We start from the raw sequence: 24,687 nt of genomic DNA on the forward strand, positions 1-24,687 counted from the left end.
GCGTGGTCTTACTTGCCCGAGAATTGAATAAATCTATTCGGATAAGAAAATAGCTCTCCGTCTGGCCGCGCCTGGTCCATCACAGCGCGGCCAGCATCGTCCCCGATGTCGGGGACGTGCAGGGTTGAGGGAGGCAGCTCGGCATTCACGCGCAGCAACGCCGCTGCGCGTGATCCTGAATAAGGCGCATCAGTAATTGGAACCTGGCAGAGGTGCCCGTTCCAATAACGATGGGGGCTGAGGATATGACCGGTTGGCTAGTCCGCTGGAGTCTTAAGTTTCGTTTGATCGTTTTGGCCGTGGCAGCCGGCATTCTAGGGTTCGGACTTACGAGCCTGCCGGCCATGCCAATGGATAATCTTCCTGAATTTTCTCCACCGCATGTGGAAATTCAAACCGAGGCCTTGGGCCTGTCTGCCGTTGAAGTCGAGCAACTCATCACCTCTCCAATGGAGGCGGACCTCTTAAATGGGGTCGCGTGGCTCGATGAAATCCGTTCCGTGTCCGTTCCCGGCCTGTCATCCATTGAGATGGTCTTCGAGCCCGGTACGGATGTTTTGCGTGCCCGGCAGCTTGTTGCTGAACGGCTGACTCAGGCCCACGCCCTGCCCAACGTGTCAGCTCCACCGGTGCTGATGCAGCCGCTGTCTTCGACGAGCCGCGTGATGATGGTCGAGATGACCTCCGAGGAGGTCTCGCCCATCGACATGTCGGTGCTAGCACGCTGGGACATCAAGCCCGCACTGATGGGTGTTCCCGGGGTAGCCAACGTCTCCATCTTCGGCCAGCGCGAGCAGCAGCTTCAGGTCCAGGTGGACCCCGCGAAGCTCAAGGCCCAGGATGTAACCCTGAACCAGGTAGTGGAGACGGCCGGCAATGCTGTGTGGGTTTCACCGCTGAGCTTCCTGGAGGCGTCAACCCCGGGAACCGGCGGATTCCTGGAATCCGCAAACCAGCGGATCGGTATCCAGCACGTCCTTCCGATCCGTACTCCGGAGGATCTCGGCAAGGTCAGCGTTGAGGGCAGCACCAACAAGTCTCTGAAGCTGTCCGATGTCACTACCCTGGTCGAGGACCACCAGCCGCTGATCGGTGACGCCGTGACCGGAAAGTCTCCGGGCCTGCTTCTGGTCATCGAGAAATTCCCGGACACCAGCGTGGCCGAAGTGACTGCAGGCGTCGAGGAAGTTCTGGACGGCCTGCGTCCCGGCCTGTCAGGGATCACCGTCGATTCGACTGTCTTCCGTCCGGCGTCGTTCCTCGAATCCGCCGCGAGCGGGCTTGGCGTGGCACTGCTCGTGAGCCTGCTGGTCGTGGTGGCTGCGATCGGGCTGGCCTTCCGGTCCTGGCGGTACGCCCTGCTGGCACTTGTTGCCATTTCCGTGGCCGCAATGGGTGCAGCCCTGGTGCTGCAGTTCCAGGGGGCAGTGCTGAATACGATGGCATTTGCCGGCCTCACGTTGGCGCTCATCGTGGTGGTGGGTGACATCATTCTGGACCTGCACAGCTTCCGAAGGGACGCCGCGAATGAAGGGCTGTCCCGGGAGGCTTTGCTTTCTCACGGACTGCAGCGCTCTCGTGTCCCCGTCCTCTTCGCAGGCCTGGTGGCGCTGCTGGCGCTCGCTCCTGCACTGTTCGTACCAGGCGTGGACGGAGCATTCCTGAAGCCGCTGGTGCTTAGCTATCTGCTCGCCACTGCGGTGGCAATGCTGGTTGCATTGACGGTTACGCCTGCACTGGGAAGCCTTCTGTTGCGCGGCCGCCAGCGGCCGCTGACGAAGCCGTCCTTCTTCCACAAGCTGGGAGAGCGGTACCGCAAGTCAACAGGATCCTTCACCAAGGGCGTGGCCGTTCTGGTCGCATCCGTCGCAGCCGTGCTGGCCATCGTCGCCGTGGCTCTGGTGCCGGGGCTGACCCGGGAACTGCCGATCGTGAACGCCGTTCCTGACCGCACCCTCCTCGTTGAGTTGGACGCGTCCAGCGGAGCGGGGCCGGACGTCATGAACCGGCTGATGACCAAAGCTGGGGAGGAACTGACGCAAATCGAAGGAGTAGCACGGGTGGGCGGCCACGTAGGACGCGCCATCACCTCAGACCTTTCCGCGGATGTAAATTCCGGAGAACTCTGGATCACATTGGAAGACGGCGCGAACATCGCGAACATCCGGGCCGAGGCCCAGTCAATTGTGCAGGGCTACCCGGGAATGACAGCCAATGTCACCACCTATCCCGAGCAGCAGGTTTCCAAGGCCAGCGCCATTGACGACCAGCAGTTCAGGGTGCGCGTCTACGGTATCGAACTGCCAATCCTGCAGGAGAAAGCCAACGAAATCCGCGACATCCTGTCCAGGACGGACGGAGTGGTGAACCCCACGGTGGAGGCCACGCCTTCCCAGCCTGTTGCCGAGATTGAAGTGGATCTCGCCAAAGCCCAACAGCAAGGCGTGAAGCCCGGTGACGTGCGGCGCGCGGCTGCCACTGTTCTCCAAGGTATCGAGGTGGGCTACCTGTTCGAGCAGCAGAAGGTGTTCCAGGTTGTCGTCAAAGGTACCCCTGAGACGCGGCACAGCATGAGCAGCGTGCGGAACCTGCTGATTGACAAGCCGGACGGCGGGCAGATCCGGCTCAGTGATGTTGCCGACGTCAGGCTCAGCCCCAACCAGGCCGTGATCGCCCACGATGACACGTCCAGGAGGATTGACGTTGTGGCCGACATCCAGGGCAGGAGCCTTGGTGACGTGACCGCGGACATACAAAACGCGATCAGGGGGATGCAGTTCCCCGTTGAATACCACGCCGAGATCCCGAAGAAATTCGGCGAGCAGCAGGCAGCCGGTGACCTGATGGTCTGGCTGGCGGCTGCAGCGGCGGCGGGCATTCTGGTGCTGCTGCTGACGGTTCTGGGCAGTTGGCGGCTTGCAGCGCTGGTATTCGTTCTGCTGCCTGTCGCTTTGGTGGGAGGTGTCATTGCAGCCTGGTTGAGTGGGGGCTTCGGTTCCCTGTACGTGCTGGTAGCCCTGGCGGCTGTGCTCGCCGTCGCAGTCCGTGATGCAGTCATGCTCATGGGTTCTTACCAGTCCATGCAGCTCAAGGACCCGACGGCGTCCTCGGCCGAGCAGATGAAGCGTGCGGTATCGGAGCGGCTGCAGCCGACAGTGCTGACGGCCATCATCACCGCCTTGGCGCTGGTGCCGCTGGTGCTGCTGGGCGGGCCCGTTGCCACGGCCATGCTGCTTCCAATGGCGCTCATCCTGTGGGGTGGTCTGATCACGTCCGCCCTGCTGACACTGTATATCCTGCCGATCCTCTTCCTGCGTTTTGGTCCGGCCGCCAACACGGACTGGGGGAGCTCATTGGTGATTAACAACGGACCGGTTCTGTCAGAGAGGTCGGAATTGTCATGAAAAGCAATAGTGGTTTTGGGGGCTGGCGTTCTGTTCTCGTGCTGGCCAGCGCGGCGTCACTGAGTCTTGCCGGCTGCGCGGCAGTGAAATCCGACTCTGCGCCTGCCGGGGAGGCTCCGGCCTCCCTGGAGAAAGTGGGCTCGGATCTGAACAAGCTCACGTTGACGGAGAAGGCCGTCGAAAGGCTGGGACTGACCACGGAGAAGGTCACCACGGGCAAAGGCGGCCCGGTGGTTCCGTACGCCGCATTGGTTTACGATGGCGCCGGTAAGACGTGGGTGTATACCGCTCCGGAGCCTCGGACCTACATCCGGGCCGCGGTCACGGTGGACCAGATCACCGGCGACAAGGTCCAGCTCCGGTCTGGTCCGGCGGCAGGAACCGACGTAGTCACCCTGGGTGCTGCGGAGCTGTTCGGCGCCGAGTTCGGCACGAAGGGCCATTGACATGCGCCGGATTGTCGGGTTCAGCCTGAAATTCCGCGCCTTGGTGGTGGCCATAGCAGTGGCAATGATGGCGTTCGGCGGCGTCCAGCTCAGTACGGCCTCCGTGGACGTCTTTCCCGAATTTGCGCCTCCAAAGGTAGAAATCCAGACCATTGCCATCGGTCTGACCGCTGCCGAGGTGGAGCAACTGGTCTCCGTTCCGCTCGAAGATGCCCTCAACGGCGTCGAGGGGCTGGACGAGATCCGCTCCAAGTCCGTGGAACAGCTGTCCTCGATCGTGCTCATCTTCTCCCCGGGGGCGGACCTGCTGAAGGCCCGCCAGCTGGTCTCGGAGCGCATCGCCACTGTCACGCCGTCGCTGCCTACCTGGGCGTCGCCGCCAATGATGCTGCAGCCGCTGTCCTCCACCAGCCGGGTCATGAAGATTGGCCTGACGTCGGAGTCACGGTCCCTGATCGAAATGTCGATGATCTCCTACTGGAAGATCCGGCAGCACCTGCTGCGGGTCCCGGGGGTGGCCAACATCGCCATCTGGGGCGAGCGTCTGCAGATGCTGCAGGTGCAGGCTGTTCCGGAGAAGCTGAAGGCCCACGACGTCAGCATCAACCAAGTCATGGATGTCACCGCCAATGCCCTGGACGCGGGCCTGCTGCAGTACACGCCCGGGGCCGTCATCGGTACCGGCGGCCACGTTGAGACGCCAAACCAGCGGCTCAGCATCCAGCACGTGCTGCCGATCGCCACGCCCCAGGACCTCGCGGAGGTCGTCATTGAGGAACGGAACGGAAAGCCACTCCGCCTGGGTGACGTGGCCAATGTGAAGGAAGACCATCAGCCGCTCATTGGTGACGCCGTGATCAACCAGGGCCCGGGGCTGATGCTCATCGTTGAGAAGCTTCCATGGGGCAACACCCTGGAAGTCACCAAGGGTGTGGAGGCGGCCCTTAAGCAGATGGAGCCGGGACTCAGCGGAATCACCATTGATACGGAGATTTTCCGGCCTGCGACCTTCATCGAGGAGTCCCTGGATAACCTCAGCCGCGCGTTGCTGCTGGGCTGCATCCTCGTGGTGCTGGTGCTGGGAGCGTTTCTCTTCCAGTGGCGGACTGCGCTGATCAGCCTGATAGCCATCCCGCTGTCGCTGGTAACGGCGGCGTCCGTCCTCTATCTAACGGGCACCGCGGTGAACACCATGGTCCTTGCCGGGTTGGTGATTGCCGTCGGGGTGGTGGTCGATGATGCCATCATCGACATTGAGAACATCATCCGAAGACTCCGACAGCACCGGGCGGCGGGCGGAACCCGTTCGACTGCCTCGGTGGTGCTGGAGGCCTCCCTGGAGGTCCGCGGCCCGATCGTCTACGCCACGCTGATCATCATCGCCGCGGCTGTGCCGATCTTCTTCCTGCAGGGACTCACGGGCGCCTTCTTCAGACCGCTTGCCATTTCCTACACGCTGGCGGTGCTGGCGTCGATGGTCGTGGCGCTGACTGTCACACCGGCACTGGCGCTGATCTTCATGCGCAAGGTTCCGTTGAAGGAGCAGGAGCCGCCCCTTGTTCGGGTGCTCAAACGCGGCTATCACCGGATCCTGCGCCCGATCGTGAAGCGGCCGGCGGCAGGCTACGCGACGTTCGGCGCGATGGCGGCCGTCGGTGCCCTCACCGCGCCGCTGTTGGGGCAGTCTCTGTTGCCGGACTTCAAGGAACGTGACTTCCTGATGCACTGGCTGACCCAGCCGGGCACTTCGGTCCAGGAGGAATATCGGATCAGTCAGAGGGCTTGTACAGAGCTCATGACCATTCCGGGGGTCCGGAACTGCGGCGCCCACATCGGGCAGGCATTCAACGCCGACGAAGTGGTGGGTGTGTACTTCGGTGAAAACTGGATCAGCATCGACCCTGCTGTGGACTATGACGAGACATTGGCCAAAGTCCATGAAGTGGTCGAAGGCTATCCCGGTATAGTGCGGGACGTTCAAACCTACCTGAAGGAGAGAATCCGTGAGGTCCTGACGGGCGCCAGCAACGCCGTCGTCGTCAGGCTCTACGGGGACGACCTGGCGCTGCTGCGTTCAAAGGCGGCCGAAATCCAGGCGATCTTTGACGGGACCGAGGGGGCCATCGACGTCCACACCGAGCTCCAAAAGGACATCCCACAGCTCAATATCGAGGTCGACCTGGAAAAGGCCCAGCAACACGGGCTGAAGCCGGGCGACGTGCGACGGATGGCGGCAACACTCGTGGCCGGCGAGGAAGCCGGCGACGTCTTCCGCGGCGGCAAGGCGTACGACGTCCAGGTCTGGAGTCCGGTGGAGGTCCGTTCCGACGTGACCAGCATCAGGAATCTTCCCATTGACACCCCCAGTGGCGAGAAAATCCCTTTGTCCGATGTTGCAAGCGTTGAGGTGAAACCAACGCCCAATGTCATCGAACGTGATGCACACTCGAGGCGGATCGACATCGAGGCAAATGTGACAGAAGGATCCTTGGCCACGGTCGTTGCGGCCATGGAGGAAGGACTGAAGGGCGTGGAGCTGCCGCCAGGCTTCCGGACGGAAGTCCTCGGCGAATTCAAAGAGCGCCAAGAGGCTACGGCCACGCTGCTGACTCTCGCCACTGTGGCGCTGGCAGTGATCTACCTGCTCCTGCAGGTGGCCTTCTCAAGCTGGCGGCTGGCCACGCTGGTCATCCTCACCCTGCCAATCGCCCTCGTCGGCGGCGTGTTCGCCGCCTGGCTGGGAGGCGGTGTCCTGTCACTTGGCTCGATTGTGGGCTTCCTGACGGTCATGGGTATCGCGGCAAGGAACGGCATCCTGCTCATCAACCACTGCCAGCACCTGGAGAAATATGAGGGCATGAAGTTCGGGCCCGAGCTCGTGCTGCGTGGGGCGGGCGAACGGCTTTCACCGATCCTGATGACAACCCTTGCCACCGGGCTGGCACTCGTTCCGCTGGTGGTCCTCGGTGAAATTCCGGGCCACGAGATCGAGCATCCCATGGCAACGGTCATTCTCGGCGGGTTGGTGACGTCCACGCTGCTTAACCTCTTCGTGGTGCCGTCGCTCTACCTGAGGTTCGCCAAGTCCCGGAAACAGCGGGAGGAGGCTCCGCCCCGGGAACCGGAGCTCGCCAACGCCTGATCACCGCCTATACAAGTAACTACGACATACCGCCGCCCACGCCCCGCCAACAGCGGGAACGTGGGCGGCGGTATGTCGTCGTCTCCCGTCCTTTCAGGCACTGGCGTCGTTGGCGCCAGCAGCCTTGGTAGTCGTCACGGGTACACTCGCGGGGCTGCTACAGGTCCGCCACCACTCCGCTTGGCGTCATCCGCAAGGTCGTCACCCATTCCTCCGCCGTCTCGATGGCTCTCTGGACCTGAAGGCTGAATGCTGCCATGGCCGCGGCCTCCCGGGATTTGCCCGGCCACTCGGAGTGCCAAGTGACCACGTCGATAGTGATTCTGGAATGGATCATCTGCAGCGGCTCGAGGAACGTGAACGTCCTAGTCTCATCGGCACCCCCTCCTGCCGGGACAAGCAGAGATACCACTCCCTCCGCATCGATGTGCACAACACCGAGGTGCCCGAGGGCCAGCTGCATTGCCGACGCAAAAGACTGCTGTTCCAGTGTCATCGCTGCCTCCTTGCGCACCTCATGCGGCATCGGAAGTGGGAACTCGTGCTCCGGCAGATGGGGATATGCCGGCGGTACCGTGAAGACGCGTTTCCCGGCGATGCGGTTCAATCATCGTCCCGGTGCAGACTCAAGATTTCGCGGTTCCTCCGTCTCAACCAATGCCCGCCGTTATGAGGCATACGTTCGCGGCGCTGCAAGAGGCGTCGATGCCGAAGAATGCCCAGCGGGCCAGGGACTCCCGCGACGTGGGATGGTACGCCACGCTGCCCGGGAAACGCCGGGGCAGCCGCCTGCAATGCACGCCGGTAGCGGAGTGCCCCTGGCCCAGCACCACCACTTGGGCTCCCCGGGCCACAAACTCGGCACATCGAAGGTGACAGCCGGACTGTCGCCGAGCCCTCAATACGCCGGGATCAGCAGACGGACGTTGAAGCCAAGCTCGGCCATACTCTTTGGCGGCGCACTGCTGAGGTCAGCCAGGCCGCCCACCTTGACGAACGGGTACGTCTTCGCGCGGGTGAACAGCACGCGCTGCGACCGCACCGGCGGGTCGATGAAGAGGTCCCCGGCCAGATCGGTTTGGCGGAGGGCAGTGTCGGGTCCAGTAGTTGGGCGCAGATGGACCAGGAATCATCGCTTTGCCGCCCGGCCTATCATGTCCGTTCCCGCCCTTGCTGGAAAATGCGCTGGCAGGGAATGCATGACCATCCGTATGCGCGTCGCGCAGAATCCTGCCATCTTTGCCCATTCAAGTAACTAGGCCATCCGCCGCCCATGCCCCGCCCGCCGCGGGAACGTGGGAGGCGGTGGTGCGGGGACATTCTGCGGATTGCCGCGCCGGCGGCGCAGCTCCAAGGCGAGGCTTTCCTGCCCCCGTGCCATGGCCCAGCGGTGGTTGACCGCAAACGCCGGCTTTAGCAGCCAGCCCAGGCGGCGGAGCAGCGGTTTGCTGGTGCTGACACGCCAGTCATACGTGATGACGGTTTCCGGGCCGTCCTGTTCGAAATCCCAGCGGCCTGTGCCGTTGAGGTCCCCGGTGGCCCGGAGACTGAAGCCACTGCTGGTGATGGGCGAGGTAACGGTCAGGGTCCAGCGGAGGGTGTAGGGCAGCCATCCCTTGGTGTGAAGCCTGGCCATGCCGCCGGTGCCGTCTTCCTTGCCCGCGTGGATGGGTTCTACCGACAAGTAGACCGACGGCCACCACTGCGGAAGTGTGGAAGCGTCGCCCAGGATGGCTGCCACCTCCTCCGGGGTCGCGGCAACGCGCCACACAGTGCGGAACTGGTAATCGGTGCTTCTGCTGCGTTGCGGATTCACCGTTGCCTCCTCGCGATTGCATGTCCGGACTTCATTGAAGCGCGGGAAGTGGGCCCGCTCAATGCCTTTCCGCTGGGGTCTTCGCTCCGGCTCCAAGCGGCTCCAAGCGGCTCCAAACCGGTTACCTGCCGTCTGTACGGGTGTAACCCGGCGCCCATAGACTGCTGACGTACGTCGCTCTCTAACGCAAGGAGAAGTCATGGATTACGCAGGGACCGGCACTGAGAAGGCTGTAGTGGCCACCGACCTCAACAGGACCCACGTAGGGCTGACGGTGAGCTTCCAGCCCGATGACGGCACCCTGGTCTTTGGTCGCATCGGCGCCATCGTCCGCAAGGACACCGGAGTGACGCTTGCCCTGGAAGGAGTGGACGGCACCGGAGGGCTGCAAACGAATTACACGGTGAACCCGACCCAGAACGTGTATGTCCAGCCGGACATGCTGACCAACACCGAGTCCACCATCAAGGATCTGTTCGGCAAGGTGCAGGAGAACCTGCGGGGCCACAAGGGGGACCAGAGGCCGGACGCCATGTAGCGGACCGGAAACCGTCACGGCCGGGCAAAGCCATAGCCCCTGCTTCCCTCAACAAAGGGAAGCAGGGGCTTCGCTGTTAGTACCAGTCCTTATGGGGTGACGCTGATGCGTGCGACTTCCTGCAGAATCGGGTTGGTGATGATCACGGTGGAAGTTCCAGGCTTGATATCAAAGGCAACCTTGCCGCGCGCCTTGTCGCCAGCCGGGATCTCGCCCGCACCGATTGCGTCATCCGTGAAGAGCTCAACGTTGGCCGCCCGTCCGTTAGCGTCCTTTGCCTTGAAGTACAGCGGGTTGCTGCTGGTCTCACCCTTCTCCGTCTCCCACAGCACATCCAGGATCAGAAAGCCGCCGTTCTTTGCCGGGCTGGCGAAGGGGCCGGTGGTGATCGCGTCGCCGTAGGTGGCGGAAACGATGGTGATCTTGGCGATGTCTCCGTTGCCCATGTCAGCGTTGAACGCCTGGCCGACCTTCTTTTCGGAGGAAGCGGCCGGGGCTTCAGCCGCAGGGGCGGCGGCCGGGGCGGCCGGGGCTTCAGCCGCAGGGGCGGCGGCCGGGGCGGCCGGGGCTTCAGCCGCAGGGGCTGCAGCCGGAGGCGCGGAGATGGGCGCTGAAGCCGGCCGGGTGGAGTTGAAAACGATGCTGAGGAGAATGACCACGCCGGTCACAATGAGGGCGATCTTCTTGTGCTTCTCGTAGCCCTCCAGCCTGAGGCCCCGCTTGTCGCGCTGATTGTTCGTCAGAACGAGGATGAGGTCAACGAGCGCCCAGATACCCACGCCTCCCAAGGTAAACAGCTTGAGCAGGCCGGTACCGACCTTGCCCAGGTAGAAACGGTCCGCGCCGAGAATGCCAAGGAGCAAAGACAGGAGCCAGGTTACGAGGAAGGACTTATCACTGACGCCATATCCTCCGAATGAGGGGCCTCCCGGAAACGGCGCCGGGGCTCCGGGGTAGGGTGCCGGTGCGCCGGGGTAAGGCGCCGGGGCGCCAGGGTACGTCGTGGTGGCCGCTGGTGCCTGTCCATAGGTTCCCTGTCCGTAGGGTGCCTGCGGCTGCTGCGGTGCGCCGTAGGGGCCTGGTGAGCTCATTGTGGTCCTTTCAAAGGGCGCCATGACGGTAGGCGTCCGGTGCGTCGTGGGTGCGAGGAATTACCGTCCGCTGGACGGAGTGCGATTGTTATGCATTGTGGGACGGTGCGAAATGGATGGCTTGGCGCGCATTGGGCAGTCGTGGTCACTTCCCCCATAAGTGCGTCTACGGTGGACCGCCCGGGTTTAAGCATGCCCCGGCCAGGACGCGGTTTTCGGCAGCATCAGCGCAGGACTGGAGCAGGCTTCGCACAGTAAACAGCGCACCTCTGTGGAAACGGCGCACGCTCCGTTCCTTCCCTCTCTGTGAGAATGAGTAGATGTATTGGGTCCACTCAGGTCTCGGTTGGCTCGGCATCGTGGGCGCCGTGGCCTGGGCGGCGTTGGTTGCCCTGATGGCAGGGGACTGGGGGCCGCCGGGATCAGCCGAATATACCGCTATGAAGCCCACTCGCAACTCTGGGTGTTCGCCTTCGCCCTCATGGCCTGCAGTTTCATCGGCCTGTTCCTGAGGTACAGAACATCACCACACCCTCGGGGACTCACTGCTACAGTCCCCATAGTTCTTGGGTTTATGCTCATGATGGCCGGCAACGTAGCCGAGTTCAGGTTCTTCAGCCAGCTGCCCTATGAGCCGGGCAATGCCCGAATGTGGGCGTGGTTGATATTCCTGCTCGGGTTCCTGTCAACCCTCGTGGGAGCGCTGGTGCTGGGGGTGCGGACGCGGAGACACGGTTTTTTTCCCCGGTGGGCTGCATGGATGTTCCTGCTGGCACTTCCCGCCACCTTTGTGGCTGCTGCCGCGTCGCTGTATCCCGTTCCGCTGTGCCTTGCGACGATCGCCGCAGGCATACTTGCTGCGCGGCCGAGGGGCAAGATTTGGGCAGCCCCCTGATTTAGCCAAAGCAAAGGCCCCCGCCTCCCTTGTAAACAAAGGAAGCAGGGGCCTCGCTACTTGGCGGTGACGGTGGGATTTGAACCCACGTTGGCTTTGACACCAAACAACATTTCGAGTGTTGCACCTTCGGCCGCTCGGACACGTCACCAACCTGACTAGGGTACCGGAGCAAGGCCCCCAACCCCAAAACGGCCGCCGCGAACCTGCCGCCCGCGTATACGCGCGCGCAGCCAGAAGGGGCCACGCCGGACCTCCTCTTTCGCCTGAAGACGGCTTGGCACTAGATTCATAAGCAAGATGACTACCTCTCCACGGCACGCAGAAGCAACCGCATACTGGACCATCGGCCCTGAGCAGGGCGAACTCCGAACCGAGGAGCTCCGCCGTCCCGGACCGGACGAGGCGCTGGTCCGCGCGCTGTATTCGGGGATCAGCAAAGGCACCGAACTCGTGGTGCATCATGGCGCCGTTCCGCCGTGTATCGCGGAGCAGATGCGGGCCCCGCACCAGGAGGGCTCTTTTCCCTCGCCGGTGAAGTTCGGATACCTCTCCGTCGGAGTCGTGGAGGAGGGGCCGGAAGGCTGGCCCGGCCGGACGGTCTTCTGCCTCCATCCGCACCAGGACCGGTACGTTGTTCCGGTCTCCGCGCTGACCCGCGTTCCCGACGGCGTCCCTCCCCGCCGGGCGGTGCTCACCGGCACGGTGGAGACGGCCGTCAACGCGCTGTGGGAGGCAGGACCGAGGCTGGGCGACCGCATCGCGGTAATCGGCGCAGGACTGGTGGGCGGCATGGTGGCAACGCTGCTCCGCACCTTCCCGCTCGCGCGGCTCCAGCTGGTGGACATTGACCCCGGGCGCAAGGACCTCGCCGACGCCCTGGGCGTGGAGTTTGCCCACCCGGATGACGCCCTGACTGACTGCGACATCGTCTTCCACTGCTCCGCTTCGGAGGGCGGCCTGGAGCGCAGCCTGAAGCTCGTGGGCGACGAAGGCGAAATTATCGAGATGTCCTGGTATGCGGACCGGAAGGTTGCCCTGGCACTCGGTGAGGACTTCCACGCCCGCAGGCTGTCCCTCCGTGCAAGCCAGGTTGGTGCCGTTGCCCGGGCGCGCCGTCACCGCCGCACCAACGCCGACCGCCTCGAGACCGCGATATCCCTGCTGAAAGACCCCGTCTTCGACGCATTTCTCACGGGCACATCCGCGTTCAAGGAACTGCCCGACGTCGTCGAGCGGCTATCAGACGGCGCGCTGGCAGCGCTCTGCCATGTCATCGAATACCCCACAGCCATCGAATACCGCACAACAGAAACCACGAGGTAACCAGTGTTCAGCCTGACCGTCCGCCGCCACTTCATGATCGCCCACAGCCTGCCCCGGGAGGCGTTCGGGCCGGCGCAGGCCCTGCACGGGGCGACCTTCGTGGCAGAGGTGAGCTTCCGCCGTCGTGCGCTAAACGACGACGCGATCGTCCTGGACATCGGCGCCGCGGGCGGGATCATCGAAAAAGTGCTCGCCGATCTCAACTACCGGAACCTGGATGAACACCCTGACTTCGCGGGCAAACTGAGCACCACCGAAGCCCTGGCGCAGCACATCGCCGGGGCGGTGGCGGCGCAGTTGCGCGACGACGAGGACGGCCGCGAGCTGACCGGCCTGGACGTCACGCTGCGGGAAAATCCGGATGCCTGGGCCACCTACACCCTCGAATTCGAATAGCAGCATCATGCAGCCCCGCCCATCCGCCATCCGCCTGCTCGTTCCCGGCAACATCCGCCACAACTCCGGCGGCAACGTCTATAACGCGTCCCTCGTGCGCGGACTCGCCCAGCTGGGCGTCAGCACCACAGTGGAACGGGTGGACGGCGACTGGCCGGTAGGCAGCAGTGAAGACCGACGGCGGTTCGCCCGCCTCTTGGGGGAGGGTTCCACTGCCCCGGACCAGGGATCCGCGAGGGGCGGAACGGTCACGATAGTGGACGGACTCATCGCCTCCGGAGCCCCGGAGGCCATGGAAGCAGCAGCCGCGGGCGGGCAGCAGCCGTGGATCCTGCTGCACATGGTCCTGGCCGATCATCCGGAGCTGGAGATCCGCGCCCTCCGCGCGGCGGCCGGCGTGATCTGTACCAGCGGCTCCGTGGCCGCCGAGATCACCCGCCGCCACGGCACCGGAAACGTGCACGTGGCGCTCCCCGGAACGGAAATGGGGGAGCCCGCCAAGGGATCGCAGCCGCCGCATCTGGTCTCCGTGGCGGCCTTGCTGCCAAACAAGGACCAGCTGATCCTCCTGGGTGCCCTGGCACAGTTGCAGGACCTGCCGTGGACGGCGGCCCTGGTCGGTTCCGATGAGGCAGACCCTGACTACGCGGGTGAGGTCAGGGCGGCGCTGCAGGAGTCCGGCCTGGAGGGCCGGGTGCGCCTTCCCGGCGAGCTGAAGGGGCAGGCGCTGGAGAACGAATGGCGCGCGGCAGACCTGAGCCTGCTCGTCTCCAAAGTGGAGGCCTTCGGCATGGCGGTCACCGAGTCGTTGGCGCGTGGCGTCCCGGTGGTCGTCCGCGCCGGCACCGGCGCCGTGGAGGCCCTAAGCCTGGGTGCGCCGCGCGGGGCCACGCTGGACTCACTGCCAGGGGCCGTCGTCGTCCTTGACTCGGACCCGGCCCCGCTCGCGGCAGCGCTGCGGGGCTGGCTTACCTCGCCGGAGCGGCAGGCCGCGTGGCGCCATGCGGCGCTCGCGGGCAGGGAGCGGCTGCCGGGCTGGGATACGACCGCCCGGTGCGTGCTGGACGTCATCAGCGAAGCGACACCGCAGCCCGGGCATTCCTAGCCCCGGGATGCTGGTGGACAATGAGCCCATGACTACCCGCGTCTCGGTCCCTGACAGCGTCGGCGCCGACGGTCTCCGCGCTGAACGGCTCACACCCGCACTGCTTCGGGCATGGTCCTGGCACAGGCAGGGACTGGACGGCACACTCGCCGGTGCCACGCCAGAAGAGGTTTTCGCCCGCGCCGGCTGGGCACGGTCGCTGGGCGGGGCCAATCCCTACCTCACGCTCTTTGCGCGGGCCGGGATCCGCCGCGAACAAGTCGACCAGGACGTCCTGGACCTGAAAATCCAGGAGCTTCCCACGGCGCGGGGCTGCACCTACGTCCTGGGGCGGGCGGACTTCGCATGGGCCCTGAGCCTGGGCAAGAACTTCGAAGAGGCCTTCAGGGTCCTGGCCCGGCTGGGCGTGGACCGCGGCGAGATCACCCTGCTCGAAGAACAGGTCCTGCACGTGCTCTCTGAAGCCGAAGGTCCCCTGGACCCCAAACAGCTCAAGGAGGAACTGGGCGAATCCGTCCGAAGCCTCGGCGACGAGGGCAAGAAAAAGGGTGTGTCCACCACCCTGCCGACGGCACTGGGGCTGCTGCAGGCGGACGGCCGGATCCGCCGGATTCCCATCAACGGGCGGCTCGACCAGCAGCGCTACGCCTACACCCTCTGGGGGTTGCCGCGCACCACCCTCGGCCCCGAGGAGGCCCGCGCCGAGCTGATCCGCCGCTACCTGGGCTGGACCGGCGGCGCCACCCTCAGGCAGTCCCAGTGGTTCACCGGGTTCACCGTCACCCAGAGCAAAGCGGCGCTGGCCGCCGCCGGCGCGGTCGAGGTTCCCACCGCCGAGATTCCTACCGCCGGAGGCGGGGCTTTGTGGATGATGCCTGACGACGTCGACCGCCTCAGCGCGTTTACGGCACCAGGGAAGGAACAGATCCAGCTGCTGGCAGGAACTGACTCGCTGGTGCTGCAGCGGCGCAACTCTGCTGACCTGTTCGCCGAGGCGGACAAGGGAAGGAAGCTGCTGAATTCCACCCTGGCCCTGCAGGCGGACCTCCCGGACCACCCCATCCTGGACCGCGGACGCATCATCGGACTCTGGCAGTACGACCCCGGCAAGGCGCGGATCGCGCACTGGGTCTTCGATGGTGCCACCCCTGCCGTTACACGACGCATCGCCGAGGTGGAAGCCTGGATCCAGGAGGACCTCGGCGATTTCCGGTCCTACAGCCTGGATTCGCCGGTGTCCCGGCAGGAGCGGATCGACGCACTGAATGCTGCCGGGAGCCAGGGGTAGGGAGCCCTACAAGCGCGGGGCCCCCCGGTGCGCGGCGAAGAATTCCCGCAGCACGGCACCGCACTCCTCCTCCTGGACGCCCGCATAAACCTCCACCCAGTGGTTGAGGCGGCGCTCGCGGAGGATGTCGAAGACAGACCCGGCCGCTCCGGCCTTCTCATCCCAGGCGCCGAACACCACACGGTGGATTCTCGCCAGCACGATGGCCCCGGCGCACATCGCGCATGGTTCCAGTGTCACCACGAGGGTGCAGTCCTCGAGCCGCCAGCCGTCTCCACGGCCGCCCTGACGCACAGACTGTTCGCGGAGCCGGGCAGCCGCTTCCCGGATGGCGACGACTTCGGCGTGGGCGGTGGGGTCGCCCAGTGCCTCGCGTTCGTTCCGTCCGGATCCCAGCACAGTGCCGTCGGGCCCGATGACGACGGCGCCGATGGGCACGTCCTCGGTGGCCAGCGCCCGCCGGGCTTCTTCGAGGGCAAGGCCCATCCATTCGAGGTGTTGCGGATCTGCCGGTGCCATGGCTCAATGATAGTTTCGAAGGGTACTTAGCTTCGGACAGCGCGTGACCGGGAGAGATGATGAAATCCCTGAATGATCGGTTCGGCCGGTGGCTCGGCCCGTACGCGGCGCTGTGGATCACACTCATATTGGGCGGCTTCCTGGTCATCTCCCTGGCGCTGCTTGGGGCCGAGGTCTACCAGAGTGTTGTGGCCAAGGACGGCGTTGCCGGCCTGGACCAGCCGGCCCTTGAGATGGCCAAGCAGTACCGAAATCCTGGGCTGGATGCTGCCGTGACGGCGTTCACCAACATCGGCGGCGGCATCGGCATGCCCATTCTGGCGAGCATCCTCGTTGCCTGGCTGACCTATGTCAGCCGCAGCTGGCGGCCGCTCATCCTTGTGGGCGGGGCGGCGGCAGTATCAATCACCGCCACCACTGTGAGCAAGACGCTCATGGGCCGGGTCCGCCCGGAGCATATCGATGCCGTTCCGCCGTTCGAGTTTTCGCCCTCGTTCCCCAGCGGACACACCCTCAACACCACGGTGGTGATCGGGGTGGTTGTGTACCTGATGTGCCTGCAGACGTACAGGAACCTGGTCCGGGTGGCCGTCATCACGGTGGGTCTGTTGTTCATCATCGCCATGGGCCTGAGCCGGGTCTTCCTGGGGCACCACTGGTTGACCGATGTGATGGCGGCGTGGCTGCTCGGCTTCGCGTGGGTCGGCATGGTGATCCTGGCACACCGGCTGTTCCACGTCATCCGGCGCCGTGAGCATGCAGGTCCCGCCCCGACCTTCGAGCACCCGGCCCGCATGCCGGATAAGGAGTCCTCCGACCTAGGGGGATCCCAAGCGGAGAAAGGCTCCGGCGGCACTGCCGCAGGCGGCGGAAGCCGCGGCGGGAGGCCACCTTCCGGGTGATAGTTTTGACCCATGCGAACTCTCGTCGTGGACCACCCGCTGGTCGCCCACAAACTCACCGTCCTGCGGGATAAGAACACATCGTCCCCAGTTTTCCGCCAGCTGACCGAGGAGCTCGTCACCCTCCTCGCCTATGAGGCAACCCGAGACGTCCGCACCGAGCCTGTCACCATCGAGACCCCGATTGCCACCACCGTCGGCACCGCATTCACCAAGCCCACGCCGCTGGTTGTACCGATTCTCCGGGCGGGCCTGGGCATGCTCGAAGGGATGACCAAACTGGTCCCCACGGCCGAGGTCGGTTTCCTCGGCATGGCCCGCGACGAGGAAACCCTCGATATCATCACCTACGCCGAACGGCTGCCGGAAAACCTCACGGACCGGCAGATCTTCGTTCTGGACCCGATGCTCGCCACCGGGGGCACGCTGCGCGAGGCCATCAAGTTCCTCTTCAAGCGCGGAGCCTCCGACGTGACGTGCATCTGCCTGCTGGCCGCCCCTGAGGGCCTGGCCAAACTCGAGGAAGAGCTCTCCGACGCCAACGTCACCATCGTGCTGGCTTCGATTGATGAGAAACTCAACGAGAAGTCCTACATCGTGCCCGGGCTGGGCGACGCCGGTGACCGCCTGTACGGCATCGCCCACTGACTTCGGCTACCCTGCCCGCACCCTTCCGGATGGTTCTGCCTCCGGGATAGCCTGTGCACCATGGACTGGAAACTTGAACTCGTCTTTGTCCCGGTGTCCGATGTAGACCGCGCAAAGGACTTCTACGTCAACAAGGTCGGCTTCAACGCCGACTACGACGAGAGGCCAATGGACGGTCTCCGTTTCGTGCAGCTGACCCCTCCGGGCTCCGGCTGCTCGATTGCCATCGGCGAGGGCCTCAACGACGCTCCTCCCGGTACAGCACCCGGCCTCCAGCTTGTGGTCAGCGACATCCACAAAGCCCACGAGCAGTTGAAGGCCAACGGCGTGGACGTCAGTGACGTCGACGTCCAGGACTGGGGCCACTTTGTCTACTTTGCCGATCCCGACGGCAACAAGTGGGCGGTGCAGTACATGGCCCACCGGCCGAACGGCTAGACGTCCGCCCTGCCCTCCATGAGGCAGGATGGATCCATGAACCTTCCTGCCGAATCCGTCTCCACCGCCCTGGTTGCCCGTGCCGTTCTCTTTGACATGGACGGCACACTGGTTGATTCCACGGCGGTGGTGGAACAGGTGTGGGGTGAGTTCGCCGCGCGCTATGGTCTGGACATCACAGAGATCCTGAGGACGTCCCACGGCGTGCAGGCACGGGACACCGTACGGCGGTTTGCCCCCGCCGGTGCAGATGTTGCTGCACTCACCGCTGAACTCGGTGCGATGGAGCGCGTCCGGACCGAAGGCATTGTCGCCTTGCCGGGGGCTGCTGAACTCCTGCGCGCCTTGCCAGCCGATGCGGTGGCATTGGTGACGTCAGCCGACCGCGTGCTGGCGGACGTCCGCATGGGCGCAGCGGGTCTGGCCATGCCGGGCACGGCCGTCACGGCGGACCTTGTCACCCACGGCAAACCGCATCCCGAGGGGTACCTGCGCGCCGCGGAGCTGCTGGGCGTGGAGCCTGCGGATGCCGTGGTCTTCGAGGACGCGCCGGCCGGCATAGCTGCAGGCCTGGCGGCCGGAATCCGGACGGTGGCGGTGGGCCCGAACACCGGCGTCGTGCCCGACGGTGTGCCGCACATCCCGGACTACTCCGCTGTCACAGCCTCGGTGGGAGCCGACGAGGATGGACGCCGGGTCATTTCCTTCCTGCTCTGACGCATTTCTGCACCACTTTCCCGCCCGCAGCATGCTGCACCGACGCCGAGGGGCCCCGGATCACGTGGATCCCGGGCCCCTCGGACGCTCAAACCGGTGCAGAAATGCCTGGCACGTTCTCAGACTGGTGCCGGTTTAGTACCAGTTGTTGGCGTAGTGGAAGTTCAGCGCAGCGCACGGGGAGCCGTAGCGCTCCTTGATGTAGCCCAGGCCCCAGTTGATCTGGGTGCGGTAGTTGGTGCGGTAGTCGGCCCCGGAGCTAGCCATCTTCTCGGCGGGCAGGGACTGCACAATACCGTAGGCCCCGCTGCTGGGGTTCGTCGCAGTGGTGCGCCATTCGGACTCTTTGGTCCAAAGCTTCTTCAGGCACTGCATCTGGTCCGCTGCCCAGCCGTGCGAGGACAGCTTGCTGGCGGCATAGGCCTGCGCGCCGGCGGGGTCGTTCACTGCCGCAGGAGCCGCCGGCTTGGGCGCCGGGGCGACCTTGGCCGGGGCGGCCTTTACGGCCGGTGCGACGGCCTTGGGTTTGGCGGCAGCAGCCTTGGCGGGCGCCGGTTTGGCGGCGGCCTTGGGTGCGGCCTTCACAGCAGGTGCAGCCTTGGGCGCCGCCGGCTTGGCAACGGACTGGGGTGCCACTGGGGCAGCTGTGGGGCTGGGCAGGGCGGAGATCAGCGTCTTGTCGAAGTTGAGCGTCGGCGGGGCTTCAGTTGTTGCCGCTGCTGCCTCAGGCGCTGCCGCGGGGGTGGCCTGCTCGGCCGCTTGGCCGGCCGCACCGACGCCGATCAGGACGGCGCAGGCTGTGGTCACAACGGCTGCGCGGCGGCCGAACGACGGGATGTTGGCGGTGAGACGGCCCCAGGCTGATACGGGGCGGGCGGGCTCGGCGCGGTGGCGTGAAATCTGCTGCCGGGACTGTTTTGGATCGCGATCAGGGCGCGTTGGTACCTTGAATTCAGACATGGTGGATTGCCTCTCAACACCTGCGGAGTTAGCTGTCGGGTTCGGATGAGGTCATCCGGCCGCACGGAAACACACGTGTCGGCTTCACCCCAAGGGCTGATGCGGATTGCCCGGGACTCTGGTTCCCCCGCCTCTGCCTGGTCAAGCGGAATCCGGGAAGCGGCAGAGCTGGGCGTCCATCCGGATATGCGGCCCAGATGATGGCCGCACCTTATCGACCGTACAGGAGGCTCACGCTTAAGTCACATTTAGGTAACGGCCATCACGACATCGGCGCGTCACCTTGCGCGAAGTGCTGCGCGGGCAGGCTGACGGTGAACTCGGTCCGGCCTCCGGCTGTGAATCCCAGCCCAAGGGCGTCGTTGGTCCGCGTAGGCCGAGCGGCGCGGTACCCCCGGCCCGCTTGACCCGACCGGGGAAAGAATGCCCTACCCAAAATTTTCCGTTCGGCCCGCGTCATAGCTGGACAATTGGCGATTCGTTGCCGCCTAATTCCGGCAGAATTGAGCTGGTCGAATAATCGTCGGCAAACAGGGAGTTTCGTGCAGATAATTCGGAAAAATGGTCTTTCTGAACGTTCGTTCTGGAAAAACGTCGACAAAGTCTGAAGTCTTCAAAGTTGTGATTTGGCCCACAATCGTGCGTTTCGTCTCACGATGCGGACCGAGCGACCCATTGTTACTTGCAAGTTCTCATTGTTACGTTGCACACTTCCAATGTGAACAAGAACTCAACAGCACCTGCAGCCGCAGATTATTGGCCCAGCACACCCGCTGCTGTCGACATGCGCTGTTGTCGAATGCACGCCTAACTTTCCACCCCACAAAGTTTTTAGGCATTCGCCCCCAGAGCCCAGCGTCGGGCGCCCTCCCCAGAACTCATTGCGGGAACCAAGCATTCGAGCCGCGATGACGGCCATTCACATTGAGGTAAGCATTCATGTCAGTTGCATCTGGATACGTCCACATCTCCGTCCGTAACGCCAACAAGCCTGGCCAGGCGTCAGGCCACCGCCAAGGTTTTGGCGCCCGCCCGGCGTTCCCCGCCGGCCAGGGCTCCGCCGTTCCCGCGCCGGGCTACGCCCCCCAGGGGTACAACCCCAACTCCTACGGCCAGCTCCGCGCTGTCCAGACTGAAGAAGCCGCACCGATGACCGCCCCCACGCCCGTCGTGGCTCCGGCGCCGGGCGCCACCGTCCGGCCGGTGCAGAACGACAACGTGGCGCGCGGATTTGTTCTGTACATGGGGATCGACGAGGAAACCGCCGCAGCTGCCGGCACCTCCATTGCCAAGTTGGCGCAGGAAATCCGGGCTTACGCCCAGTCGCTGGTTTCCGGCGCTGAGAGCTACGCTGCCGTTGCAGTGGCGCCGGCCAGCGCGCCCGGTTCCGCGCTCGACGTCGTCCGTTCCACCTTTGGCGACCCGACGGTGAACTCCCGGCAGCGCACGGAAACCACCCGGCTGCAGCCGGCCCAGGATCCCCGCCCGTCCGGTGTCCTGATCGACCTCGCCCGCCGCGAAGTGCACCTTGACGGCGAATCCCTGAACCTGACGTTCAAGGAGTTCGAGCTCCTCAACTACCTCGTCGAGAACGGCACACGCACGGTGGGCCGCGACGAGCTTCTCGAAGGCCTGTGGCGCAACGCGGAAGAGGTGCCCAACGAGCGCACCATCGACGTCCACATCCGCCGCCTCCGCTCGAAGCTGGGCCGCCTCGCCAACACCGTCCGCACCGTCCGCGGCCAGGGCTACCGCTTCTACGAGCACCCCGAGGTTATCGTTTGGGCAGCTCCGGAATACTCGATCTAATTTCCCCTTCGCGGATCCTCGCAGCGCCCGTTCCTCGATCGAGGGGCGGGCGCTTTTGCATGTGCCGCCGGGGGCGGCTGCTTGGACCCTGTTGACTTTTCCTGGTCCGGCGTAGGCTCAGATCGTCCGTCCGGCCACCAGGAGGAAGACCATGTCTGTCGCACGCATCACCACCTTGAGCGCAAACTCCAAAACCTCTTTTGACGACGCCATCAAGGAAGGCATCGCCCGCGCCAACAAGACACTTCGCGGTGTCTCCGGCGCCTGGGTCAAGGAGCAGAAAGTCGAAATCACCGACGGCCAGGTGGTCGCCTGGCATGTGGTGCTGGAAGTGACGTTCGTCCTGGACGACTGAGCGGGCACTGCCCGGCCTGCCGCCGGCCCGGGTAGTAGGGTGAGTCCATGAGTGGGCACCACAAGAAGCGGCTGGTCATCATGCGCCATGCCAAAGCCGACTGGCCCGGCGGCGTAGCGGACCATGACCGGCCGTTGGAAGAGCGCGGCCATCGCGAGGCTCCGTTGGCGGGCAAGTGGCTGGTCAAGCACAACATCGTCCCGGACTTCATCCTGTGCTCAAGCGCCCTGCGGACCAGGCAAACCTGCACCTGGGTATGCAGCGAGCTGGGCGACAAGGCTCCGACGCCGAAACTGGAGGACGGGCTTTACGGCGCGTCCGCGCTCGGCATGCTGTCGGTGATAAACCACGTCCCGGACACTGTCACCACGCTGATGGTGATCTCCCATATGCCCGGGGTCCAGGACCTTGCCATGCACCTGGCCTCCCGCGATTCAAACCATGACGCGTACATGGACGCCGCCACCCGCTTTCCCACCAGCGGACTGACCGTCCTCGAAACCGAAAAGTCGTGGGCCGAGCTGGACGGGCAGGACGCCCGAATCACGCACTTTAAGGTTCCGCGCAAACATTAGCGGCCTGGGCGGGCCGGCCAAGTGCCAGCTCTGATCCTCTAAATTCCAGACCCCCGGTGCGTCGAACGCCGGCGGGGACGCGGGTACGCTTAACCCCAGCGTCGTCTAGTGGGGAAGGGCCCGCCATGCTTTATTCTGGTTGGATGCAGTGGCGGGCGCATGCCCGGCGGTGCGCGGCCGCCGTCGTAGTTCTTGCTCTGTTCCTGACCGGCGCGCCGGCTGCCCAGGCAGCACCGTCCGGCGAGCAGTTGTCGACGAGCGTCGTGACGACTCCGAGCCACCCCTGGGTCCTGGTGAACAAGTCCCGGCCGCTGAACCCGCTGCAGTACGTTCCGCCGGACCTGGTGTCGTGGAACGGCGCCGGTCACGTGCTGCGGCGCGGCGTCTCCACTGCCGCAAACCAGATGTTCACCGGAGCGCGCGCTGCGGGGCACTCACTTGAGGTCGTCAGCGGTTACAGGTCCTATGCCACCCAGCGTGACCTGTACAACTACTACGTCCAGACCTATGGCCAGGCGTACGCGGACCAGATCTCCGCCCGGCCCGGTCACAGCGAGCACCAGACCGGCCTCGCCATGGACGTGGGAAACGTCGGCGGCGGCTGCGGGCTGGCCGCCTGCTTCGGAGACACCCCGGGCGGACGCTGGGTGGCGGCCAACGCGTACCGCTACGGGTTTATTGTGCGGTACCCACAGGGCTACACCCACATCACCGGATACACATACGAGCCGTGGCACCTTCGCTACGTGGGGGTTGCGCTGGCCATCGACATGAAGAGCCGCGCCATTCCGACGATGGAGCAGTACTTCTCGCTCAGGCCCACCATCAGGAGCGCTGCCGATGTGCTCGCCGCCGACTCCGGCGGGGCCCTCTGGAACTATCCAGCCAATGGCCGCGGCGGTTTCGGCACACGCATCAAGATCGGCAGTTCCGGATGGACGGGCCTCAAATCAGGCTTCGTCGCGGACTGGAACTCTGACGGCATCAACGACATCGTGGCCCAGTGGAACACCGGCAGGCTCACGGTGTACCGCGGCAAAGGATCCGGAGGATTCCTCAGCCCCATCATCGTGGGAACCAGCGGCTGGCAGCCCATGAACATCACGGTGGGCAAGTGGCATAACGGCCACCGCTACCCAGGAGTGGTGGGAACAGGAGCCGACGGCACCATGCTCTACTACCCGAACCCAGGCGGCGGCGCACTGGGCGCCCCCCAGCGCATCGGGTTCGGCTTTCAAGGACTGAGGCTGACCATGGCGGACTTCGACAATGACCGCAGGCAGGACCTGCTGGTCACGAGGCCAACGGGTGAGCTCCTGCTGTACAGGTCGGACGGCGCGGCCAGGTTCGTCCAGGAGCCGCGCAGGAAGCTGGGGAGCGGCTGGAATGCCATTGCCCAGTCCCATGCCTCGTTCGGGTTCCTGGGATCGGGAACCCGGGGGCTTAGTGCCAAGGCCACCGACGGGCGCCTGTTCTACTACAGCCTCGGGACCAACCAGTTCACCGGCGGCCGGCAGGTGGGCAGCGGATGGGGCCCGTACAGCATATTCCGGTGACCGTATTCTCCTGACCCCGGGATTCCCTGCCTGCTGACAGCCGCATTCCGTGCGGTGTCGCCGGCGGTACGCGTGCGGCCGGGTCAGCGGCGGGGCCGCCCGGCGGCGGACCTGGCCGCCCCGGTCTTGCCGGTCTGCCGCTGCGCCGGTTGGGCTTGCGCAGCTTGGCGCTGGGCCGGTTGGCGTTGCGACGCCGGGCGGCCGGCTGAAGCGCGCGACGGCGCCGGGCGACGTCTCCGGACGGGAGCACCGGAGCGGCGCCACGAGTGGCCGCGTGACGGCCAGACCGCGGCGGCGAACAGCACCAGAAGCGTGAGCGTTCCGGATGCGACAGCCAAGTAAAAGTAGATGTCCGAATCCGTCGTGGCCACCCCCGCATCAAGGGCGGCCGGATCCTGATTGAACGCCAGCCCCCACATTCGCAGGAACGCGATGGTGCACCCGATGAACAGGCTCGTGCCCGCGGCACCCGCCAGCAGGGCGAGGTGGCGTCGCCGGGAAAAGGCCTCCGCCACCGAAGCCACGTAGCCCACTGCAACGAGTCCGAGGAATGTCAGCAGCACAGCTGCCTCAAGGGTGATGGCCGTCAGCACCAGCATGCCGAGGGCAGCGAGGAACGCCCCGGCGGCGACCTTCCCGCTGTTACCCATGTGGCTCATGGGACTAATCATCCCTGAGGATCCGGCTACGTCAGGACGTAGCCGCGCAGGATTGATAAAGACTTTGGTCAAGGGCCCGCCCGGGGTTGCACGCCTGACGGT

Annotated in this window: 24 protein-coding genes, 1 tRNA gene and 1 riboswitch; of the genes, 17 read left to right on the forward strand and 8 right to left on the reverse strand. The window is 64.9% G+C overall.

Annotated features, from left to right (window positions below):
- Positions 1–245: 245 nt before the first annotated feature.
- Genes ACIP90_RS13730 through ACIP90_RS13740 form a run of 3 tightly spaced genes read left to right on the forward strand, consistent with a single transcriptional unit; the run spans position 246 to position 6,992 of the window.
- Positions 246–3,404, forward strand: a complete 3,159-nt coding sequence (locus ACIP90_RS13730) for an efflux RND transporter permease subunit (RefSeq protein ID WP_400579913.1) — start codon at positions 246–248, stop codon at positions 3,402–3,404.
- The gene (locus tag ACIP90_RS13735) at positions 3,401–3,850 is read left to right on the forward strand and encodes a hypothetical protein (RefSeq protein WP_400579915.1); all 450 of its coding nucleotides are present in this window, start codon (positions 3,401–3,403) and stop codon (positions 3,848–3,850) included. The genes ACIP90_RS13730 and ACIP90_RS13735 overlap by 4 nt, the downstream gene beginning before the upstream one ends.
- 1 nt (position 3,851) lies before the next feature.
- On the forward strand, positions 3,852–6,992 hold the full coding sequence (locus tag ACIP90_RS13740; RefSeq protein WP_400579917.1) for an efflux RND transporter permease subunit: 3,141 nt from the start codon (positions 3,852–3,854) through the stop codon (positions 6,990–6,992).
- A gap of 157 nt (positions 6,993–7,149) precedes the next feature.
- Here ACIP90_RS13740 and ACIP90_RS13745 read toward each other — a convergent pair whose 3' ends face one another.
- The 3 genes from ACIP90_RS13745 to ACIP90_RS13755 form a co-directional block, all read right to left on the reverse strand.
- Positions 7,150–7,488: a hypothetical protein gene (locus ACIP90_RS13745; protein ID WP_400579919.1), complete on the reverse strand. Its 339-nt coding sequence runs from the start codon at positions 7,486–7,488 to the stop codon at positions 7,150–7,152.
- Positions 7,489–7,890: 402 nt separating this feature from the next.
- The gene (locus ACIP90_RS13750; RefSeq protein ID WP_400579920.1) at positions 7,891–8,034 is read right to left on the reverse strand and encodes a glycogen/starch synthase; all 144 of its coding nucleotides are present in this window, start codon (positions 8,032–8,034) and stop codon (positions 7,891–7,893) included.
- Between the two features lie 213 nt (positions 8,035–8,247).
- Positions 8,248–8,808, reverse strand: coding sequence for an SRPBCC family protein (locus ACIP90_RS13755; protein ID WP_400579922.1), 561 nt, complete (start codon positions 8,806–8,808; stop codon positions 8,248–8,250).
- Positions 8,809–9,007: 199 nt separating this feature from the next.
- Here ACIP90_RS13755 and ACIP90_RS13760 point away from each other — a divergent pair, with 199 nt between their 5' ends.
- Positions 9,008–9,346 (forward strand): hypothetical protein, encoded by a 339-nt coding sequence (locus ACIP90_RS13760; RefSeq protein ID WP_400579924.1) that lies wholly within the window; start codon positions 9,008–9,010, stop codon positions 9,344–9,346.
- 89 nt (positions 9,347–9,435) lie between these two features.
- Here the strand turns inward: ACIP90_RS13760 and ACIP90_RS13765 are convergent, their stop codons facing one another.
- Positions 9,436–10,437 carry a TM2 domain-containing protein gene (locus ACIP90_RS13765; RefSeq protein WP_400579926.1) on the reverse strand — a complete coding sequence of 334 codons (1,002 nt, stop codon included), beginning with the start codon at positions 10,435–10,437 and terminating at the stop codon, positions 9,436–9,438.
- A gap of 574 nt (positions 10,438–11,011) precedes the next feature.
- Between ACIP90_RS13765 and ACIP90_RS13770 the strand changes: the two genes are divergently transcribed.
- Entirely contained in the window at positions 11,012–11,332 is a 321-nt protein-coding gene (locus ACIP90_RS13770) for a hypothetical protein (RefSeq protein WP_400579928.1), read from the forward strand.
- A 61-nt stretch (positions 11,333–11,393) separates the two neighbouring features.
- Here ACIP90_RS13770 and ACIP90_RS13775 read toward each other — a convergent pair.
- Positions 11,394–11,483 (reverse strand) — tRNA-Ser (locus tag ACIP90_RS13775).
- A 149-nt stretch (positions 11,484–11,632) separates the two neighbouring features.
- Between ACIP90_RS13775 and ACIP90_RS13780 the strand changes: the two genes are divergently transcribed.
- Genes ACIP90_RS13780 through ACIP90_RS13795 form a run of 4 tightly spaced genes read left to right on the forward strand, consistent with a single transcriptional unit; the run spans position 11,633 to position 15,447 of the window.
- Positions 11,633–12,658, forward strand: coding sequence for a zinc-binding alcohol dehydrogenase (locus tag ACIP90_RS13780; protein ID WP_400579930.1), 1,026 nt, complete (start codon positions 11,633–11,635; stop codon positions 12,656–12,658).
- A gap of 3 nt (positions 12,659–12,661) precedes the next feature.
- A complete protein-coding gene (locus ACIP90_RS13785) occupies positions 12,662–13,054 on the forward strand; it encodes a 6-pyruvoyl trahydropterin synthase family protein (protein WP_400579932.1) in 393 nt (130 codons plus the stop codon).
- A 7-nt stretch (positions 13,055–13,061) separates the two neighbouring features.
- Positions 13,062–14,159 carry a glycosyltransferase family 4 protein gene (locus tag ACIP90_RS13790; RefSeq protein WP_400579934.1) on the forward strand — a complete coding sequence of 366 codons (1,098 nt, stop codon included), beginning with the start codon at positions 13,062–13,064 and terminating at the stop codon, positions 14,157–14,159.
- Between the two features lie 28 nt (positions 14,160–14,187).
- The gene (locus ACIP90_RS13795) at positions 14,188–15,447 is read left to right on the forward strand and encodes a DNA glycosylase AlkZ-like family protein (protein ID WP_400579936.1); all 1,260 of its coding nucleotides are present in this window, start codon (positions 14,188–14,190) and stop codon (positions 15,445–15,447) included.
- A gap of 6 nt (positions 15,448–15,453) precedes the next feature.
- Here ACIP90_RS13795 and ACIP90_RS13800 read toward each other — a convergent pair whose 3' ends face one another.
- Positions 15,454–15,966: a nucleoside deaminase gene (locus ACIP90_RS13800; RefSeq protein WP_400579938.1), complete on the reverse strand. Its 513-nt coding sequence runs from the start codon at positions 15,964–15,966 to the stop codon at positions 15,454–15,456.
- 59 nt (positions 15,967–16,025) lie between these two features.
- On the opposite strand from ACIP90_RS13800, the gene ACIP90_RS13805 reads away from it, so the two are divergent.
- The 4 genes from ACIP90_RS13805 to ACIP90_RS13820 are packed head-to-tail and all read left to right on the forward strand — an operon-like array spanning position 16,026 to position 18,671.
- Complete coding sequence (locus tag ACIP90_RS13805) at positions 16,026–16,868, forward strand: phosphatase PAP2 family protein (protein ID WP_400579940.1); 843 nt, start codon at positions 16,026–16,028, stop codon at positions 16,866–16,868.
- 12 nt (positions 16,869–16,880) lie between these two features.
- Complete coding sequence (gene upp / locus ACIP90_RS13810; protein ID WP_400579941.1) at positions 16,881–17,516, forward strand: uracil phosphoribosyltransferase; 636 nt, start codon at positions 16,881–16,883, stop codon at positions 17,514–17,516.
- A 60-nt stretch (positions 17,517–17,576) separates the two neighbouring features.
- On the forward strand, positions 17,577–17,954 hold the full coding sequence (locus ACIP90_RS13815) for a VOC family protein (protein WP_400579942.1): 378 nt from the start codon (positions 17,577–17,579) through the stop codon (positions 17,952–17,954).
- Between the two features lie 36 nt (positions 17,955–17,990).
- Positions 17,991–18,671 carry an HAD-IA family hydrolase gene (locus ACIP90_RS13820; protein WP_400579944.1) on the forward strand — a complete coding sequence of 227 codons (681 nt, stop codon included), beginning with the start codon at positions 17,991–17,993 and terminating at the stop codon, positions 18,669–18,671.
- A gap of 135 nt (positions 18,672–18,806) precedes the next feature.
- Here ACIP90_RS13820 and ACIP90_RS13825 read toward each other — a convergent pair whose 3' ends face one another.
- Positions 18,807–19,631 carry a hypothetical protein gene (locus ACIP90_RS13825; protein ID WP_400579946.1) on the reverse strand — a complete coding sequence of 275 codons (825 nt, stop codon included), beginning with the start codon at positions 19,629–19,631 and terminating at the stop codon, positions 18,807–18,809.
- Positions 19,632–19,636: 5 nt separating this feature from the next.
- Positions 19,637–19,799, reverse strand: a riboswitch (cyclic di-AMP (ydaO/yuaA leader).
- Positions 19,800–20,570: 771 nt separating this feature from the next.
- Here ACIP90_RS13825 and ACIP90_RS13830 point away from each other — a divergent pair.
- From ACIP90_RS13830 to ACIP90_RS13845, 4 genes are all read left to right on the forward strand, one after another.
- Complete coding sequence (locus tag ACIP90_RS13830; protein ID WP_400579947.1) at positions 20,571–21,440, forward strand: winged helix-turn-helix domain-containing protein; 870 nt, start codon at positions 20,571–20,573, stop codon at positions 21,438–21,440.
- A gap of 151 nt (positions 21,441–21,591) precedes the next feature.
- Positions 21,592–21,795 carry a dodecin family protein gene (locus ACIP90_RS13835; protein WP_400579948.1) on the forward strand — a complete coding sequence of 68 codons (204 nt, stop codon included), beginning with the start codon at positions 21,592–21,594 and terminating at the stop codon, positions 21,793–21,795.
- 47 nt (positions 21,796–21,842) lie between these two features.
- Positions 21,843–22,370, forward strand: coding sequence for a SixA phosphatase family protein (locus tag ACIP90_RS13840; protein WP_400579950.1), 528 nt, complete (start codon positions 21,843–21,845; stop codon positions 22,368–22,370).
- A gap of 143 nt (positions 22,371–22,513) precedes the next feature.
- Positions 22,514–23,926 carry a D-alanyl-D-alanine carboxypeptidase family protein gene (locus ACIP90_RS13845; protein WP_400579951.1) on the forward strand — a complete coding sequence of 471 codons (1,413 nt, stop codon included), beginning with the start codon at positions 22,514–22,516 and terminating at the stop codon, positions 23,924–23,926.
- Positions 23,927–24,009: 83 nt separating this feature from the next.
- Here the strand turns inward: ACIP90_RS13845 and ACIP90_RS13850 are convergent, their stop codons facing one another.
- Complete coding sequence (locus ACIP90_RS13850) at positions 24,010–24,585, reverse strand: hypothetical protein (RefSeq protein ID WP_400579952.1); 576 nt, start codon at positions 24,583–24,585, stop codon at positions 24,010–24,012.
- Positions 24,586–24,687: the final 102 nt, after the last annotated feature.

It is taken from the genome of Arthrobacter sp. NPDC093139, assembly GCF_044754165.1.
In the GTDB taxonomy this organism is placed as follows: domain Bacteria; phylum Actinomycetota; class Actinomycetes; order Actinomycetales; family Micrococcaceae; genus Arthrobacter.